Origin of the sequence: Polymorphobacter multimanifer, from assembly GCF_014205635.1 — a bacterium.
Taxonomy (GTDB): domain Bacteria; phylum Pseudomonadota; class Alphaproteobacteria; order Sphingomonadales; family Sphingomonadaceae; genus Sandarakinorhabdus; species Sandarakinorhabdus multimanifer.
Genome location: NZ_JACIIV010000010.1, coordinates 60,631 through 75,220, shown reverse-complemented (window position 1 = coordinate 75,220; position 14,590 = coordinate 60,631). Strand labels below are relative to the sequence as shown.

Annotated in this window: 11 protein-coding genes; all 11 read left to right on the top strand. The window is 61.6% G+C overall.

The annotated features are described in order from the left end of the window. Position 1: 1 nt before the first annotated feature. The 11 genes from FHS79_RS08150 (at position 2) to FHS79_RS08100 (ending at position 14,585) form a co-directional block, all read left to right on the top strand. Positions 2-3,145, top strand: a complete 3,144-nt coding sequence (locus FHS79_RS08150) for a CHAT domain-containing protein (protein ID WP_184198127.1) — start codon at positions 2-4, stop codon at positions 3,143-3,145. After that, on the top strand, positions 3,142-4,329 hold the full coding sequence (locus FHS79_RS08145; protein ID WP_184198124.1) for a type VI secretion system protein TssA: 1,188 nt from the start codon (positions 3,142-3,144) through the stop codon (positions 4,327-4,329). Before FHS79_RS08150 ends, FHS79_RS08145 begins: the two co-directional genes overlap by 4 nt. A 69-nt stretch (positions 4,330-4,398) precedes the next feature. Then, complete coding sequence (gene tssB, locus FHS79_RS08140) at positions 4,399-4,911, top strand: type VI secretion system contractile sheath small subunit (protein WP_184198121.1); 513 nt, start codon at positions 4,399-4,401, stop codon at positions 4,909-4,911. Between the two features lie 37 nt (positions 4,912-4,948). Beyond that, positions 4,949-6,442 (top strand): type VI secretion system contractile sheath large subunit, encoded by a 1,494-nt coding sequence (tssC, locus tag FHS79_RS08135; RefSeq protein WP_184198119.1) that lies wholly within the window; start codon positions 4,949-4,951, stop codon positions 6,440-6,442. Positions 6,443-6,484: 42 nt separating this feature from the next. Continuing rightward, positions 6,485-6,976: an Hcp family type VI secretion system effector gene (locus FHS79_RS08130; RefSeq protein ID WP_184198116.1), complete on the top strand. Its 492-nt coding sequence runs from the start codon at positions 6,485-6,487 to the stop codon at positions 6,974-6,976. Positions 6,977-7,098: 122 nt separating this feature from the next. Beyond that, on the top strand, positions 7,099-7,878 hold the full coding sequence (locus FHS79_RS08125) for a type VI secretion system accessory protein TagJ (RefSeq protein WP_184198113.1): 780 nt from the start codon (positions 7,099-7,101) through the stop codon (positions 7,876-7,878). 18 nt (positions 7,879-7,896) lie between these two features. After that, positions 7,897-8,403, top strand: coding sequence for a type VI secretion system baseplate subunit TssE (locus FHS79_RS08120; protein WP_184198110.1), 507 nt, complete (start codon positions 7,897-7,899; stop codon positions 8,401-8,403). Beyond that, positions 8,400-10,292 carry a type VI secretion system baseplate subunit TssF gene (gene tssF, locus FHS79_RS08115; protein ID WP_184198107.1) on the top strand — a complete coding sequence of 631 codons (1,893 nt, stop codon included), beginning with the start codon at positions 8,400-8,402 and terminating at the stop codon, positions 10,290-10,292. Before FHS79_RS08120 ends, tssF begins: the two co-directional genes overlap by 4 nt. Further along, positions 10,265-11,347: a type VI secretion system baseplate subunit TssG gene (gene tssG / locus FHS79_RS08110; protein WP_184198104.1), complete on the top strand. Its 1,083-nt coding sequence runs from the start codon at positions 10,265-10,267 to the stop codon at positions 11,345-11,347. Before tssF ends, tssG begins: the two co-directional genes overlap by 28 nt. Continuing rightward, positions 11,344-13,998, top strand: a complete 2,655-nt coding sequence (gene tssH, locus FHS79_RS08105) for a type VI secretion system ATPase TssH (protein WP_184198101.1) — start codon at positions 11,344-11,346, stop codon at positions 13,996-13,998. Before tssG ends, tssH begins: the two co-directional genes overlap by 4 nt. After that, positions 13,998-14,585 (top strand): hypothetical protein, encoded by a 588-nt coding sequence (locus FHS79_RS08100; RefSeq protein ID WP_184198098.1) that lies wholly within the window; start codon positions 13,998-14,000, stop codon positions 14,583-14,585. Before tssH ends, FHS79_RS08100 begins: the two co-directional genes overlap by 1 nt. Positions 14,586-14,590 lie beyond the last annotated feature (5 nt).

Sequence of the window (14,590 nt, the reverse complement as noted above, 5' to 3'; positions counted from 1 at the left end):
CATGACCATGAGACATTCTCTGCTTTTGCTGACGGCATCAACACTGGCGATGCCGGCCGCGGCACAATCGCTTCCCGACAGGTTTGATGCCGGCCGCGGGCCGCAGGGTGAATTGTGCCAGGCAGAACGCGTGTGGAATGATGCTGCGTCCAGCAACCTGTTCGATGTGGTCTATAGTGTGCGCTGCCGCGGTTGGACAGATACGGCGAGCGTGGGACGCGTCGGTGTATTCAGAAGTGGGAAGGATGCACTGGCGCAAATTCGAGCCGCCGTGGCGAAGCGCATGATCTGTGCTGCGCCTGCGGCGTTGACGCTTGCCGGCTTCGAGGCAGGAGAGGCGTCACGCTGCCGCAATGGCGAAGGTGGCTATGGCGCATTCGCCGTGACTGTACCGCAGAGGAAGGACCTTCTGGCCATCGATGGCCTTGAGCGTTTTGCCGCCAATCTGACCGGTGTTGCGCGCGCGCTTGTTGCAGACGACGTGCAGCTTGCGGCCGAGCCTGGCACTGCTCCTGATCTGTCGCGCCTTCAGGCGGCTGCCACCGGCTCCCGCCTGGCGCTGGCCGGCACCGATGCCGCCGGGCTGATGTCGCAACGTTCGGAAGTGATCGAGTACAGCCTCAGCGGTCAGCATGGTGAGGCCCGCGAGCTCGCGACACGCTATCTTGCGCAACTGTCTGCCACCGCGTTGCCAGCCGACCGGGCCGATTTCATGCTCGAACAGGCACTATCATCATCGAATCTCGGCTATGCCGAGGCTGCTGAGGTCGGTCTGTCGCAGGCCGCCGCATTGATCGGTGCCTTGGGGGGCGCCCCTGGTCAGACGCTCAACCGCAAGCTCCTTGTTTATCGTGCTCTCGACGCACTCAATCGGCGGGACTATGCGACCGCGCTTGTACAGGCAGATGCAGCGCTGCAGGCAAGCCGTGAAATGGGCAGTTCTTCGAACTCACCTTTGGCAGATCCGGTCGTGCTGGGGCAGTTGAATGCGGGGAGCACGCGATCGGCGCTGGCGCGGCGCGACCAGAGCTGGGTGGCGCCAACCATTCTGGAAACGCAATCCCAGTATGTAAGGGCGGTGTCACTGCGCAGTCAAAGGCGAGCGGCTGATGCCATGGAAGCACTGTCGGCCGCAGACCGTTTGCTCACCCGCTTCGACAACAGTGGGCTGGATACGTCGCGTCTCCAGTGGTTGCGCAGCGCAGTGGCTGGCGAGCAGGGTCGCGCAGCAAGAACGGGGGGAGATCTGGCCGCCGCCCGCGCGGCCTTTGCCCGTGCAGTTGCCTCGCTCGAACAATCTTCAATCTATGCGGGAACGCCGTTGCTTGGACAACGACACATCGAGCTGGCAACCGCTGCCCTTGCCGCGGGCGATCCGGCAGCGGCAAGGACGAGTTTTGACAACGGGTTCGAAATACTGCGGACTCTCGGGCCGTCGACCGCGGCGACAGTTGGCGGGCTGGATGCCTGGTTTGATCTTTTGGCTGCCGACGCTGCGGCTGGCGGCCAGGGAGCGGTATCGGCACGTGCGAAGTTTTTCGAGGCGGCGCAGCTTGTGAGCCCGCCTGCAGTGGCGAGCCAGATCGCGCAACTGCAGAAGATCTTCGAGAGCGGCAGCAGCGATGGCGCGGTGCGCGCGAAGACCCTGCAATTTCTGGACCGGGAAGTTCGGGCGCTATCGACCAGGCTGACATTGCTGCCGGCCGATGCAGCCCAGCGGACTGACCTTGAAGCGGATCTGGCGGCGATGAACGCGCAGACGGCGGCCGTGCGTGCCGAACTCGAAGGTGATCAGCAATATCAACAGGCCAACGAAACTGTCGCGACGCTCGCGGAGCTTCAGCGCGCACTGCGACCGGGCGAAGCATATCTGAAGCTTGTGACGCTGGACGGTCGCAGCTACGCAATGTTGGTCAAATCCGATGATGCGGTCATCTATCGAACCGGGATCGACACTGCGAGCCTTGCAGAACTTTCCCAGAAGGTCCGGCGGTCGATCGATGGTACTTTGGCGCGTGATGGCCGAACCATTGTCCTGGTCTTCGACGTAGAGGGAGCGCACAAGCTCAAGGAGGCGATTTTCGGTGGCGCGGGTCCGGCACTGGACGGTGTGACGACTTTGATCACCGAGCCCAATGGCCCGATGACACAATTACCTTATGCAGTTCTCGTCGAGGACGAGGCAAGCGTGGCAGCCTTCGACGACAGCGTGAAACGCAACAGTCGTGACTATACGAAAGTGCGCTTTCTGGTGCGCGACCGCAGGATCGATTCGGCGGTGTCGCCGCGCTCGTTCCTGATCAGCCGCACCTTGGCAGCCTCGCGAGCCTCGCAGCCCTATCTCGGACTTGGCAACCATGCCGTGCCGCAACAGGCGGCCTTGGCAGACCTGCCGCAGCGGGGCGCATTTCGCGGCCAATGTGCGGCTCGTGGCGACACGCTGCGCGCCGGTTTTGCAGCTTTGCGCCCGGTGGGTGCGGCCGAAATCATGGCTGCACGGGAGGCCATGGGTGTTGGTGCGGAATCAGTGGAGAAGGGCGCGTTCACCGATGTCCGGCTCGGTGACGAGACGACGCTTGGCGGAACGCTGAAGAATTTTGCAGTTCTGCACTTTGCTACCCATGGCCTGAAAGAGAATGAGCTCGATTGCGACAGCCCACCGGCACTCGTGACCTCGATTGCGGAGGATGAAGCGAGCGATGGATTGTTGAGCTTCGAAGAGATCGCCGGCCTTTCGCTGGATGCCAATCTTGTTGTGCTCTCGGCGTGCAACACTGCGGCATCTGCCAGCAGCGCGCGCGCGCGGCAGAGCGGTTTTCGCAGTGAGCTGGGGCAGGCTGCCACGCTCAACGGCCTTGCACGCGCATTTCTGGTTGCAGGCAGCCGCGCAGTGCTCACGACCCATTGGGCGATTCCGGACAGTTTCCGCGCTCAGGACGGGCGAACGATCGAAGCCTCCACACGGTTGATTTCCCAGATGTTCCAGGCTGGCCGCACGGGGTCCATGGGGGGCGCTTTGCGCCAGGCGCAAATGGGGATGATGAGTGGAATCGACACGTCTCATCCTTATTACTGGGGCGCCTTCATGCTGGTGGGCGATGGCGCACGGCCGATGTTGGGTACCACCGTGGAGGCCGGAAGATGAGCAGCATCGATCTTGACGGATTGCTGGCTTCCCTGGATGGGGACAATCCATGTGGCCCTGACCTGCGCGGGGAGCCCGAATTCCGGGATCTCGAGGATGCGCCGGGCGAATTTTCCAGCCTGAAGCCGCCGGAACTGATGAAAGTTGTGCGCCGCTGCACCGACATGCTGATGCGGACCAAGGACCAGATGCCGGCGATCGTGGCGACACAGGCGGCGGTGCGTGCCGGCGATATCGAGGCGACAACTGCGCTGCTGTGTTATGTCAGAAAGCTGGCAGAGGAATATTGGGATGATTATCATCCCGGTCCTGCCGAAGACATGGCGATCGGTCGGATCAACGAACTGTCGGCGCTCGCGCGACCGGCTGCCATGCTGCTGCCTTTGCAGCGCCTTGGTATCGTCGGCCTGCCGGCGCCTTCCACGACGGAGTTTACGGCCGCCGTTGTCGAGATGGCGCTTGAGCCTGTGCCTGAGTGGACGTCTGACGACCAGGAGAAGTTGAACGCGCGGGTTGCCAGCGGTGCCGTCACGGCGGTGGCCGCGAGATTGGCGCGGCCGAACCAGGATGCCGCGCGGCAGCTCCGCGGAATCATGATCGCAATTTCTGACACCGAGCGCGGGCGTGATGCGGCAGCGGAGTGTCTGATACCAAGTTTTGATGCCGATGCCGTTCGGCCGCTGGCTTTGCAACTTCGCTCGGCCGTCGAGGCGCGGCTGGTCGGCCTGCGAGGCCTCTCGGACGAAATTCATTCGCTCGTGGAAGCGTTTGAGCGACGGATGAGCGATTCGCCGAGCATGGGGCCTATTCTCAATCAGTTGAAGGCGATGATCGGCGTTTCCGAAGCCTTTATGGAGCGGTTTCCCGATCCGGCGGCCCTGGAGGACATCGCGCCGACAGAGGACGCTGAAACAGCGGCAGATGTTGCCGGCGTTTCGGCTCCGGGCGGCACTCAACCTGCAAAGCGATTTTCCGGTGATACCCCGCGCTCTCGAAGCGATGTCCTCGTCGCAATTGATGCAATCGTACGTTATTATTCAGACAATGAGCCGACAAGCCCCGTTCCGTTGATGTTGAAGCGCGTTCGAAACTGGGTCGAGATGGATTTTTATCGGTTGGTCGAAGAAATTTCGCCGAACAGCGTTGATGAGATACGTCGGCTCTTGGCAATTCGCAATGAGTGATGCACACTGTGTCTAGACAAAGAGCGGCCGCGAGCAATGTCGTGGCTGAGCGTGCAAGGGGGGGATTCCATGGCGCAAGACGGCCAGAAGTTCATCAAGCGGAATCGCAGTCCGCGTGTGCATATCGAGTATGAAGTCGAAACCTACGGATCGGTCGAGAAGATTTCTCTGCCGTTCGTGATGGGTGTGATGTCCGATCTTTCGGGAAAGTCTGAAAAGCCCAAAAAGGAAATGGCCGAGCGCGACTTCGTCAATGTCGACATGGACAATTTCGGTGAGTTTCAGAACTCCATTTCGCCGCGTGCTGCGTTCATGGTAGACAATTCGCTCACCGGTGAGGGCAAGTTGTCGGTCGATCTGACCTTCAAGTCGATGGATGATTTTTCGCCGGGTCGTGTGGCCGAGCAAGTGCCCGCGACGGCCAAGTTGCTCGAGGCGCGCAGGCAATTGTCCGATTTGCTGGCGTATATGGACGGCAAGGACAAGGCTCAGGACGTCATCGATCAATTGCTGAAGAACCCGGACTTGCTGGGTACCCTCGCCGCCGAATCCAAGGCGCGCTCGGATGGGAACGACGCCTGATTCTGGCGCAACAACTTTAGATTCAGGAGATCAGGCCATGGCGAGTGATCCGAATGTCGCGCAAGGCGCTTCTGCTGCTGCGACTGAAGTCACTATCGACGATTTTTCGAGCCTTTTGCAGAAACAATTCAAGCCAGCGACCGATGAAGCCAAGAACCGTGTCGAGTCGGCAGTGCGCACGCTTGCGGAGCAGGCGCTTGCGGGAAGCAACCTGGTGCCAGGTGACGTCATCGGTACGATCGAGAGCATGATCTCGGCGCTCGACCGCAAACTGACAGAACAGGTGAACCTGATCATCCATCATCCTGAGTATCAGGCTCTGGAGAGCGCGTGGCGCGGCCTCAACTATCTGGTGATGAACTCGGAGACAGCAAGCGATCTGAAGATCAAGGTGATGAACGTCGGCAAGGATGAACTTCGCAAGATGTTCTCCAGCTACCGTGGTGCGGCCTGGGATCAGTCTCCCCTGTTCAAGCGGGTTTACGAGGCGGAATTCGGTCAGCTTGGCGGTCATCCCTATGGTTGCCTTGTCGGCGACTATCAGTTTGCACATATGCCGACCGATGTGGAAGTTCTTGAAGGTATGGCAAAAATCTCCAGTGCTGCGCATGCGCCGTTCATTTCTGGAACATCGTCCGCGCTTTTCGGCATGGAAAGCTGGCAGGATCTTGCCAAGCCTCGGGATCTTGGAAAGATTTTCGACACGCCGGAGTATGCGGCTTGGCGGTCTCTCCGTGCGAAGGACGACAGCCGGTACATCGCGCTCACCGCGCCGCGCGTTCTGGCGCGGCGGCCTTATGGCGCGTCGTCCGATCCGGTGGAGCAGTTCGGCTTCGAGGAAGATACGGCCGGCGACCATGGGAAATATGCATGGATGAATTCGGCCTATGCCATGGCAGTGCGGGTGAATTCGGCTTTCAAGGAATATGGTTGGTGCACGCGAATTCGTGGCGTGCAGTCAGGTGGTACGGTTGAGGGGCTGCCAGTTGCGATGTTCCCGACCGAGGATGGTGATACGGCGGTTAAATGTCCGACCGAGATCGCCATTTCGGATCGGCGCGAGGGTGAACTGTCTGCCGCCGGGTTGATCGGGTTGATCCACCGCAAGAATACCGACCAGGCGACCTTTATCGGTGCGCAGACGCTACATCAGCCCAAGGAGTTTGCCGACAAGGGCGCAACTGCAAATGCACGACTTTCGGCGCGACTGCCTTATCTGTTCACCAGTTGCCGCTTTGCGCATTATCTGAAGTGCATGGTGCGGGATTGGGTTGGTGGCACGCCCACGGCAACGCAGATGGAAAACCGGCTGACCAGCTGGATTTCGATGTATGTGGACCAGATGCCCGAGATGTCGTCCGAGGAGCAAAAGGCGCGCAAGCCTTTGAAAGCGGCTGGAATCAAGATTCTCGAAGATGAGGAAAACCCTGGTTACTACCGGGCAAAGTTCGAGTTCGTGCCGCATTTCCAGATGGAAGGCATGGATATTACATTGGGAATGACGTCTGCGCTGCGTCAGGCAGGTAACTGAGCGCGTATCTGACAACGGCTTATTTGTAGAAGGAGACTTACCATGGCTCTCGACATGTTTCTCAAGGTTAGCAACGGAATTACTGGCGAGTCGAAGGACAAGGACAAGGCGACTGTCGGCGACATCGATGTGCTTGCCTGGTCCTGGGGGGCCAGCCAGTCCGGCACGTTCCACCAAGGCGGCGGGGGTGGCGCTGGCAAGGCGAACGTGCAGGACATTTCGCTGACCAAGTGGATCGACAAGGCTTCGCCGAAGATGCAGTTGGCTTGCCTCAAGGGTACGCACATCACCGAGTGCGTGCTGAACGTGCGCAAGGCCGGCGATCAACCATATGTCTATCTGAAGATCACCATGACCAAGTGTCTGATCTCGTCGGTTTCGACCGGGGGCTCGGGTGGTGAGGACCGGCTCACCGAGAATGTCAGCCTCAACTTTGCCAAGGTCAAAGTCGAGTATTTCGAGCAGGGCGACACTGGCGCAGTGAGCGCTGCTGGCGATTTCACGTTCGACGTAGAAGGCAATGCTGCATCCTGATGAATTTGGCGGGCGCCGGCCTTTGCCGGTGCCCGCCTCATTATTTGGTTTGGCGGCGAAGCGAGCGCCATCCTCCTCGCCGCGCCTCACTCATCCCGGCGTTAGGTCGGCTGGAGACGGACATGGACGCCGAAACACTGCTGAAAAGCGGTGACCTTGCTGGTTCGCGTGCGGCGTTGGCGGCGACCTTGCGGATGGTGCCGGGAGACGCCGACGCTCGGCAGTTCTTTTGGCAATTGATTTCATTGCACGGTGAATGGGAGAAGGCAAGGACGCAACTGCAAGCCCTTGCGACAGCCGAGCCCAAGGCAATGATGATGGCGGGCGTCTATAATCAAGCACTTGCGGCGATGTTGACGCGCGATGCTGTTTGGAGCGGACGCGAGCGGCCGCAGTCGATCGTTGGTGCCGAGCCCTGGGTGGATGGATTGCTCGACGCAGTTCATGCGAGTGCGGTGCAGGCCCCTGATGCCGAATCCCGTTCGGCGGCGGCGCTTGAGGCTGCTCCTGCCAGTGCAGGGAGCATCAATGGCCAACAATTCGAGTGGATAGCAGACGCCGACCAACGGTTTGGTCCGATGCTTGAGGTCATCGTCGGCGACAATTATGGCTTTCTGCCAATTGCGGCGATCAAGAGAGTGGTTTGCCAGGGTCCAAACGACCTCAGGGACCTGATCTGGCTCCCGGGGGACATCGAGCTTCGATCCGGCCAGACCTCTGCTGCAATGTTGCCGGTCACTTACCCCGGCACAGGCGGCAGCGGGTCAGCGGCCCTCATGTTGGCGCGTGCGACCGATTGGCGTGATCAGGGGGGGCTGGAGGTGGGTGTTGGCCAACACCTGCTGACCACTGACGGCCCGGAGGCTGGCATTCTCGAACTGCGCCAATTGATTATCGCATGACCGACCCGGGGGCAGCCGATGCATGATGAACGGCCGCTCAAGCCATCGGTCGTCGACAAGCTGATCGGCCACCTCGGCCGTGTAAAGGGCGATGGGAGCCGCGACCTTCTGCCATGTTTCATCGCCCCGACCGAACAGTTCGGCGAGCGAGAACTGCGCCAGGTTGTCATCCGCGATGTCGCCTGGCTCATGAACGATATCAGCTTCGCCACTGCAGTGCCGATTGGGGATTATCCCGAGATTGCGACATCTGTTCTGAACCAGGGCATTTCCGATCTCACCGCGCTGCAAATGTCTCGTGGCAGCCTCGAGCGGCGGGCGCACGATATCGTCAAGGCGTTGCTGGCCTTCGAGCCGCGGCTCGTTGCCGATACCGTGAAGGTGACCTTCAGCGGTGACATCGACAATGAGAACAAGGTCAGGTTCACCATTCAGGGGGAGCTTCGCGGCGCGATCGACGAACGCTACATCGAGCTGAAGACAGCTGTGTCACTGGATTCCGGCGAGGTCGAGGTGACGACATGAGCGCCACTGATCCGCGCCTGCTCTCGGCCTACAATCGCGAATTGCTGTACTTGCGCCGGCGATCGGCAGAATTTGCGGAGGATAACCGGCAGGTCGCGGGATTGCTCGGGCTTGACGCCCCCACCGACCCGGACCCGCATGTCGAACGGCTGATGGAAGGTGTGGCCTTTCTGAACGCGCGCGTGCGGGTGAAGATGGAGGAGGAGTTCCCCCGCTTCACGCAATCGTTGCTGGAGGCGCTGTATCCCCATTATCTGGCGCCCACGCCGGCGATGGCGATCGTGGCGCTCAAGCCGATGAAGGGAGACGCCACGCCGCCAAAGGGTGTTTTGCACGAGCGCGGCTCGACCCTGATGGCCAGTCTGTCAGGTGATATGACACAGCCGGTCCAGTTCACCACCGGCCAGGACGTCACCTTGCTGCCGCTGACGGTGATGGCGGTGGAGTATCTGCCGACCCGAGCGGCCATTGCTGCAGCCTGTGGGGAGGCGCTGGGTGAAGCCGGCCTGCGCTTCCGGATCGAAGCGACATCAGCCGCACCCCTGTCGGCTTTGACGATCGACAGGCTGCCGCTGTTCCTGGGCGGCAGCGGCGATGTGCCGGGGCTTTTGTATCAGCAGCTGCTGGATGACAGCCTGGGCGTTCGGCTGGCCGCTCCCGAACGGGGCCGCAAGCAATCGTGGATCGAGCGGGCTGGCGCTGTTGTGCCTCATGGTTTCGGGCCGGAGGAGGCCTTGCTTCCCGATGAGCAGCGCAGCTTTGGTGGATATCGGCTGCTGGCCGAATATTTTGCCATGCCGCAGAAGTTTCGCTTCATCTGCCTTACGGGGTTGGCGGCAGGCTTTGCACGGGCCGACCGGGCGCTCGATATCGTGATCCCACTCAAGCGGGCAGTGCCGCAACTGGCTTCGGCAGTGGCTGATGATTCGCTGCTGCCGTTCGTAACCCCTGTGATCAATCTGTTCGAGAAGCGCTTCGACCGCGTTCTGGTCGACCAGCGCCAGTCGGAACACATCGTGCTGCCCGACCGGACGGCTGCTCTCGATTTCGAAGTGTACAGGCTGGACAGCGTGACCGGCTTTGCAACCGAGGACATGGTGGGCACGCCAGCGCTGCCGCTTTATGCGCGGCGGGTCGAGCGCGGTGCCAAGCCGCTTTACTATACGTTGCGCCGACGACTGCGGCGGTTGACCGAAGCGGAGACACGTCGGCGCCGTGAAGGCGATTATATAGGCACCGAGGCATGGATCAGCCTGTCCTCGCCCGGCAACCCGGCGCTGGCTGGCGGCATCATCGAGCTTGGCGCGCGGGGGCTGGTGACCAATCGTGCACTATCGACGCGGTTGCGGCCCGGCGCAGCGCTGCTCGAGCTGACGATGATGGACATGAAGGCGACCGGAGGTATCGAAATGCTGATCGGACCCACGCGTCCGCAGCCACCGATGGGCATGGTGGATTCGGGTTGGCGGATCATCAGCCATCTGGCGCCAGGACGTGACGGATTTGTTCGTGCCGACGGTGCGCCTGATGCGCTGGCAGATCATTTGAGCCTGTATCTGCGGGATCAGTCGCCGGTGATGCGTCGCGAGATCCAGGGTCTCTCGGGGCTGACATCGCGGCTGGTGACGCGGCGTGCCAATGGCAGCAGCCGACTGGCGTTTCTGCGCGGCCAGCGTCTGACGCTGGAACTCGCCTGGAACAGTTACGAAGCCGGGACAGCCTATCTGTTCTCGACGGTTGTTGCGCGATTTCTGGCCGATTTCGCAACCATCAACAGCTTTGCGGAATGCGAAGTGAAAGCCGACAATGGATTGTCGTGGCATTGGCGACATCTCGCGAGGGATGTGGACGGGGAGGGGCTATGGACCGGTCGACGACCGACGATCTGACCCGCCTGTTCGAAGCGTTGGCGGCCTCTCCGGAGCGATGGGACTTTTTTGCGGCTGTGAACGCGCTGGAAGTGGCAACTCCGGCCAGTCCGCGCGTGGGCGAGGCGCTCGAGCCTTCCCGCGAGGTCGTGAACCTGGCGCACGTGGCGGATTTCAATTTTCCGGCATCCACCATTGCCGCCTGGCAAACCGATGGCCGGCGCCCGGTCCTGGAATCCCGGCATCTTGGACTGACCGGGCCGATGGGACCGTTGCCCAGCCATCTGACCGAGATTGCCGTGTACGAACGACAACGCCGCGGTCCACGGCCGTTCAACGAATTTCTCGGTATGCTGGGGTCACGGTCCTTGCAGTTCTTTTACCGGGCCTGGGCTGATGCGCGCCCAGCGGCCAATGCCAGCCGACCGGCCGATGACCGATTTGCAGGCTATCTGGCCGCTGTTGCGGGAACTACCGAACTGGCATTTCTGGCGCCCGGTTCCAGGCCGGCGATGGGTGATCCGGCATCATTCGATGATTGGCGGCGGCTGCCTTACGGCGGCCATCTTGCGGCGCTCCGGTCTCCAACGGCAATCGGATCGATGCTCTCCCACATGCTGGGGCGGCGGGTGACCGTGCGCGAAGCAGTAGGACGGTGGCATGAAGCGCCCGTCGATCAGCGCAGCCAGTTGGGACAGCATGATGTGGCGCTCGGGAAAGGTGCCTCATTGGGCGGGCGGTTCTGGAGCGTGGAGTATGACGTTGCCTTCTCGATCCGTGCCCGTTCGATGGCAGACCTCGATGATCTGCTTCCCGGTGGCCATGGCCACCAGCTGATGGCCGAGGCCGCGCGTTCGGCGTTGCCACACCATGTCAACTGGCGGGCGCATGTGGCGATTGCAGAACATCTGATCGAGCCGGCGCGGCTGGGTGGTCGCGGCGGCGTGCCGACACGGCTGGGCTGGACCAGCTGGATGGCGCCACGTGGCCGGGCGCGGCTGCGCAAGGATTTGACCATTCATGAACGTGCGGCGCCGGCACCAGCCGCTGCCGGCAATTTGGAGGAAGCAGCATGACTGAAATCAGCCGGGCAGCCCTGTTTGGCAGGCTTGCTCCCAGCAGCCTGAAAGCAGTCGAAACCGCGTTCGGCTTTTGCAAGCTGCGGGGCAACCCCTATGTGGAGCTGGTTCATTGGCTTCACACGCTGAATGCCGACCCTAAGGGTGATTTCGCGCTGATCCGGGCGCATTTCGGTCTCGATGAGGGACAGTTGGGGCGGGATACAGTGGCTGCGCTCGACAAGCTGCCGCGTGGTGCGTCCAGCGTGTCCGACCTGTCCGCACATGTCGAGGAGGCGGTTGAGAAGGGCTGGCTCTACGCCAGCTTGATGTTCAATGCCGGCAAGGTCCGCAGCGGGCATCTGCTTTTTGCCATGCTGAAGACTCCGAACCTGAAGAATGTGCTGACCAGCGTGTCCAACGAGTATCGCAAGGTCGATGCCGACAAGCTCGCGGACGGTTTTGGAAGCATAACCGCCGGCAGCGGTGAGGCGAGCGAGGCAGGGGGGCTTGGCAGTGGAGCCGGCAGCGGCGGCGGTGACGGTGAGCCGGGGCTCGAGCCAGCGCAGGAAGGATCTGCGTTGGCAAAGTTCAGTGTCGATCTGACGGCGCGGGCGCGATCTGGCGAGATCGACAAGATTGTGGGGCGCGATGCCGAGATCAGGCAGGTCGTGGATATCCTGCTGCGACGGCGGCAGAACAACCCGATTCTCACCGGGGAGGCCGGCGTGGGCAAGACCGCAGTCGTGGAAGGCTTTGCGCGGCGGATTGCCGATGGCGATGTGCCGCCCCAACTGAAGAATGTGACTCTGCGCTCGCTCGACATCGGGTTGTTGCAGGCCGGTGCAAGTGTGAAGGGCGAATTCGAGAAGCGGCTGCGGCAGGTGATCGACGAAGTCGAAGCGTCGGCCAGCCCGGTGATCCTGTTTATCGACGAGGCGCACACGCTGATCGGCGCCGGTGGCTCGGCCGGTACAGGCGATGCGGCCAATCTGCTCAAGCCGGCACTGGCACGGGGCAAGCTGCGGACCATCGCGGCCACCACCTGGGCGGAATATCGGCAGTATTTTGAAAAGGACCCGGCACTGACCCGGCGGTTCCAGACCGTGAACGTGGGCGAGCCGGAGACCGACAAGGCGATCGCGATGTTGCGCAGCGTTGCCGACGCGATGGTGAAGCATCATCAGGTGATCGTGCTGGATGAGGCGCTGGAGGCGGCGGTGAAACTATCCCAGCGCTATATTCCGGCGCGGCAGCTGCCCGACAAGGCGGTGAGCCTGCTCGATACGGCGTGTGCGCGCGTATCGGTGAGCCAGCATGCCACGCCGGCGCCGGTGGAGGACCGGCTGCGCCGGGTGGAACTGCTTGAGGTCGAGCGCGAAATTGCAGTGCGCGAAGCTGGCAGTGGCATGGCCAGCCCCAAGCGCATCGATGAGGTCGACGAGGCGCTGGTGGAGGCGCGCGCGGTGCTGGCCGAAGCCAATGCGAAATGGGAGGCAGAGAAGACCGCTGTCGCCGCGGTGATTGCAGCGCGCAGTGCGCGCGCCGAAGCAAATGGGAACGGCGAGGACACGGCCACCCACGACGAGACGCTGCACGCCGGCATGGCGGAGATGGCGGCAGCACAAGGCGATGCGCCGATGGTATTTGCGCAGGTGGACGCCAATGCGGTCGCCGCCGTGGTGGGCGACTGGACCGGTGTCCCGGTTGGCCGGATGGTGAAGAACGAGATTGCCGGCGTGCTGGCGATTGCCGAGCAACTGAAGAAGCGGGTGATCGGCCAAGACCATGCGATGGAGGCGATCGCCAAGCGGCTGCAGACCAGCCGCGCGAAGCTGGACAATCCGAACAAGCCCGTGGGCGTGTTCATGCTTTGCGGGCCATCGGGCGTCGGCAAGACCGAGACGGCACATGCGCTGGCGGAGCTGATGTACGCCGGCGACGGCAGCATGATCGTCATCAACATGAGCGAGTTCCAGGAGGCGCACACCGTGTCCACGCTCAAGGGCGCGCCGGCGGGCTATGTCGGCTATGGGCAAGGCGGCGTGTTGACCGAGGCGGTGCGACGCCAGCCCTATTCGATCGTGCTGCTCGACGAGGTGGAGAAGGCACACCCGGATGTGCACGAGATGTTTTTCCAGGTGTTCGACAAGGGTTACATGGATGACAGCGAAGGCCGCTACATCGACTTCAAGAACACGTTGATCCTGCTGACGTCCAATGTCGGCACCGACATGATCATGGACATGACGGCGGACCCGGAAACCGCGCCGGATGCCGAGACGATGGCCAAGGCGCTGCGGCCGGAGCTTCTGAAGGTGTTTCCACCGGCGCTGCTGGGGCGGCTGATCGTGCAGCCCTATTATCCGCTTTCGCCAGAGATGCTGGGCGGCATCGTGCGGCTGCAACTGGGCCGAATCGTCAAGCGGGTGAAGGAAAACCACAAGATAACGATGACCTACGACCAGGCGGTAGTGGCTCATATCGTGAGCCGTTGTACCGAACTGGCGAGCGGTGGACGGATGATCGACAATATCCTGACCAACGACATGCTGCCGACGCTTTCGACCGAACTGCTGGGACGGATGGCGGACGGTGTGACGGTGGAGCGGATCGAGGTGACGGCGCCGGGTGACGGGCTGGAATATGTGTTTGTGGCGGCGGCGTGATGGCAGGACGAGTCAAATCTGCCGATGCCGCCGAAGTTACGGTGGAAGCTGTTGGGGAGATCATCAGGGCGCTGGTCAACAGCACCATGAATAATGAACGTGATCGGCAGGCCATTGAGTTCGTGATCACGTTGAGCGAGCAGTCGGCAGCGTTGATTATCGAATCGGCAAGGCATGGACGGATGCCGACAAAACGCGATCTGGTGCTGATGCTGACGGAACGTGTTCGTGCAATAGTGACTTTTGCCGCTGCTGATGTCGACATGATCCAATGTTTTTCCGCAGTTGTCGACTTGGTGATCACCACAGCCGGGTCCACGCGCAATACGGTATTGATCGCAAAGACGACTGCTTCGGGGAGCGCCGCGACGGCGGCTGTGCCGGTGGTATCGGCACTGATTGCTCTTGGCGGCACAGTGTTGACGACGGCAGTTGTCTGCGCTGCTGCATTCGAAGTGGTCCAGGGGTTCCTGCTGTCTCTGGACAAATGCGGTCCTCTGCTCAAAGCTGATCCGCGAGGTGTGGCGGCACTGGGACGCATGCGACTGGTTGATGGTTTTCCCCAGCAGAACTTGGTGATCGCATGACGCAT